Here is a 3,930-nt window from a genome sequence, read left to right on the forward strand (position 1 = left end):
AGTGGGCAAAACAGGCCAGATTCCTGCAAAGCCGCGGTTTTGGGTTTGAGATTATTAAACGGGTATTGAACGATACGCCGGAGGAAATGTAGCGCAGGCGGCCTAGCCTGCCTTCGGAGTAACAATGCAGGCGAGGCCGCCTGCCCTACTTTAAAGCAGACATGAACAGCAAACAGATACGCCAGGCATTTCTCGATTTTTTCGCCTCCAAGGGCCACACCGTAGTAGCCTCCAGCTCCCTCGTGCCGCACGGCGACCCGACGTTGTTGTTCACCAATGCCGGCATGAACCAGTTCAAGGACGTGTTCCTGGGCTTCGACAAGCGGCCGTACACGCGGGCGGCCACCAGCCAGAAATGCGTGCGCGCCGGCGGCAAGCACAACGACCTGGAAAACGTCGGCTACACTGCGCGCCATCACACCTTCTTCGAGATGCTGGGCAATTTCAGCTTCGGCGATTATTTCAAGCGCGATGCGATCAACTATGCCTGGGAGCTGCTCACCGTCGTGTTCAAGATTCCCGCCGACAAGCTCACCATCACCGTCTATGCCGAGGACGACGAAGCCTACGACATCTGGACCAAGGAAATGGGCGTGCCGGCCGAGCGCGTGATCCGCATCGGCGACAACAAGGGCGCGCGCTATGCCTCGGACAACTTCTGGATGATGGGCGACACCGGCCCCTGCGGTCCGTGCACCGAGATTTTCTACGACCATGGCGAGCACATCTGGGGCGGGCCTCCAGGCAGCCCGGAAGAAGACGGCGACCGCTACATCGAAATCTGGAACAACGTGTTCATGCAGTTCAACCGCGACGAAGCGGGCGTGATGCATCCGCTGCCCAAGCCGTCCGTCGATACCGGCATGGGGCTGGAGCGCATTTCGGCGGTGCTGCAGCACGTGCATTCCAACTACGAAATCGACCTGTTCCAGAATCTGATCAAGGCTGCCGCGCGCGAGACGCGTTGCGCCGATCTCGACAGCCCATCGCTGAAAGTGCTGGCCGACCATATCCGCGCCTGTTCCTTCCTCATCGCCGACGGCGTGATCCCCGGCAACGAAGGCCGCGGCTACGTGCTGCGCCGCATCATCCGCCGCGCGATTCGTCATGGGTACAAGCTGGGCGCGCGCAAGGCGTTCTTCCATAAGCTGGTGCCTGATCTCGTCGCGGAAATGGGTGAAGCCTATCCTGAGCTGGTTTCCGGGCAAGCTCGTGTGGCTGATGTCCTGCAACAGGAAGAAGAGCGCTTCTTCGAGACCATAGAACACGGCATGACGATTCTGGAATCAGAGCTAGCATCCTTACATAAAACAATTGAACTCTTTCAAAAGTCGCTAGAAGAAGCCTTGATTTCAGGATATAAAGCAAGGCAAGAAGCCCTCCCCATATTTAGCGGTGAAATCGCTTTCAAGTTACACGACACCTATGGCTTCCCGCTGGATCTCACCGCTGACATCTGCCGTGAGCGCAACGTAACTGTAGATTCTGCCGCTTTCGACGCTGCGATGGCGCGCCAAAAGGAACAAGCGCGTGCCGCCGGCAAATTCAAGATGGCGGCCAACCTGGAATACGGTGGCCAGCCGACTACGTTCCACGGTTATGAAAAACTCGAAACCCAGGGCAAGGTGCTGGCGCTGTACAAGGACGGCGTGGCGGTCGAGGCATTGCACGAAGGCGACCTTGGCGTCGTGGTGCTGGACGACACGCCGTTCTATGCCGAATCCGGCGGCCAGGTGGGCGACAGCGGCGAGCTGCGCGGCGGCAACGGTATTTTCGCGGTCGAAGATACGCAGAAAATCCAGGCGACCGTGTTCGGCCATCACGGCATTCTCAAGACCGGCAAGCTGGCGCTGGGCGACAGCGTCAACGCGCGCGTCAACGCCGCCGTGCGGGCCGCGACCATGCGCAATCACTCCGCTACCCACCTGATGCACAAGGCCTTGCGCGAGGTGCTGGGCGAGCATGTGCAGCAGAAAGGCTCGCTGGTGGACAGCGAAAAAACCCGCTTCGACTTTGTGCACAACGCGCCGCTGACGGACGAGGAAATCCGCAAGGTGGAAACCATGGTCAATGCCGAGATTCTGGCCAACGCCGCCTGCCAGGCGCGCGTGATGGATATCGAGTCGGCGCAGAAAGCCGGCGCGATGATGCTGTTCGGCGAGAAATACGGCGATGAGGTACGGGTGCTGGATATCGGGTCGTCGCGCGAGCTGTGCGGCGGCACGCACGTGAGCCGTACCGGCGATATCGGCCTGTTCAAGATCATGACGGAAAGCGGCGTCGCCGCCGGCGTGCGCCGCGTCGAGGCCACCACCGGCGCCAGCGCTCTGAAACTGGTTCAAGCACAGCAGGCCGTGCTGTCGCAGGCCGCCGGCGAACTCAAGGCGCCGGCGCATGAGGTGCCGGCCAAGATCGCGCAGATGCTGGACAACGTGAAGGCGCTGGAGAAGGAACTGGCGCGCCTCAAATCCAGGCTGGCTGCCAGCCGGGGCGATGATCTGGCCGATCAGGCAGTGGACGTCGCCGGCATCAGGGTGCTGGCCGCAACGCTGGACGGGGTGGATGCCGCGGCCCTGCGCGAGACCATGGACAAGCTCAAGGACAAGCTCAAGTCGGCCGCGATCCTGCTGGCTTCCGTCAGTGACGGCAAGGTGAGCCTGGCTGCCGGCATTACCGCCGATCTTACGGCCAGGCTCAAGGCCGGCGAGCTGGTCAACCATGTGGCCCAGCAGGTTGGCGGCAAGGGCGGCGGGCGCCCCGATATGGCGATGGCGGGCGGCACCGAACCGGCCAAATTGCCGCAGGCGCTGGCAAGCGTGGCGGGGTGGGTTGAGGAAAAACTGAATTAGCCGCCGATAACCGCAGATGAACGCCGATGCAAGCCGGTTTTATCTGCGTTTATCGGCGTTCATCTGCGGTTAAATTTTTAAAACTTAAACTATGGCACTCATCGTACAAAAATATGGCGGCACCTCGGTCGCCAACCCGGAACGCATCCGCAACGTGGCCCGCCGCGTGGCGCGCTACAAGGCGCTCGGCCATCAGGTGGTGGTCGTGGTGTCGGCGATGTCCGGCGAAACCAACCGATTGATCGGCCTGGCCAAGGAAATCATGCCCGAACCGGACCCGCGCGAACTGGACCAGATGCTCGCCACCGGCGAGCAGGTGACCATCGCGCTCACTTCGATGGCGCTGATGGATTTGGGGCTAAAGGCAAAAAGCTACACCGGGGCGCAGGTCAGCATTGTCACCGACGCTTCATTCACCAAGGCCCGCATTCTTAAGATTGACGAAGATAAAATCCGTGCCGATCTCAACGCCGGCTATGTCGTCGTCGTCGCTGGCTTCCAGGGCGTGGATGAGGCCGGCAACATCACCACGCTGGGACGCGGCGGTTCGGATACCACCGGGGTGGCGATTGCCGCCGCGCTCAAGGCCGACGAGTGCCAGATCTACACCGATGTGGACGGCGTTTATACTACCGACCCGCGCATCGTGCCCGAGGCGCGCCGTCTCGACGCCATCACCTTCGAGGAAATGCTGGAAATGGCCAGCCTTGGCTCAAAGGTGCTGCAGATCCGCTCAGTCGAGTTCGCCGGCAAATACAAGGTCAAACTGCGCGTGCTGTCCAGCTTTGAGGAAGAGGGCGACGGCACGCTGATTACTTTTGAGGAAAACGACACTATGGAACAACCGATCATTTCCGGCATCGCCTTCAACCGCGACGAGGCCAAGGTGACCGTGCTCGGCGTGCCCGACCGCCCCGGCATCGCTTATCAGATCCTGGGCCCGATCGCCGATGCCAATATCGATATCGACATGATCATCCAGAACGTCGGCGCAGACGGCACGACGGACTTCACATTTACCGTGCACAAGAACGAGCTGGACAAGGCGCTTGCCATCCTGAAAGACAGGGTGCAGAAGCAT

The 3,930-nt window shown here is 60.7% G+C and carries 2 protein-coding genes and 1 pseudogene; all 3 read left to right on the top strand.

Annotated elements, in window-relative coordinates; translation table 11 throughout:
• A pseudogene (locus VGK14_RS14625) lies at positions 1-92 on the top strand (recombination regulator RecX); the annotation flags it as partial.
• Positions 93-161: 69 nt separating this feature from the next.
• On the top strand, positions 162-2,849 hold the full coding sequence (gene alaS, locus VGK14_RS02260; RefSeq protein ID WP_331507306.1) for an alanine--tRNA ligase: 2,688 nt from the start codon (positions 162-164) through the stop codon (positions 2,847-2,849).
• 91 nt (positions 2,850-2,940) lie between these two features.
• Positions 2,941-3,930 (top strand): aspartate kinase (locus VGK14_RS02265; protein ID WP_331507307.1); only part of this gene is annotated, 990 nt, incomplete at its 3' end.

The organism is Novimethylophilus sp. (assembly GCF_036504375.1).
Taxonomy (GTDB): domain Bacteria; phylum Pseudomonadota; class Gammaproteobacteria; order Burkholderiales; family Methylophilaceae; genus Novimethylophilus.

Coding starts and splice junctions, on each gene's coding strand:
- alaS (WP_331507306.1), top strand. CDS start 162: ATGAACAGCAAACAGATACGCCAGGCATTTCTCGATTTTTTCGCCTCC.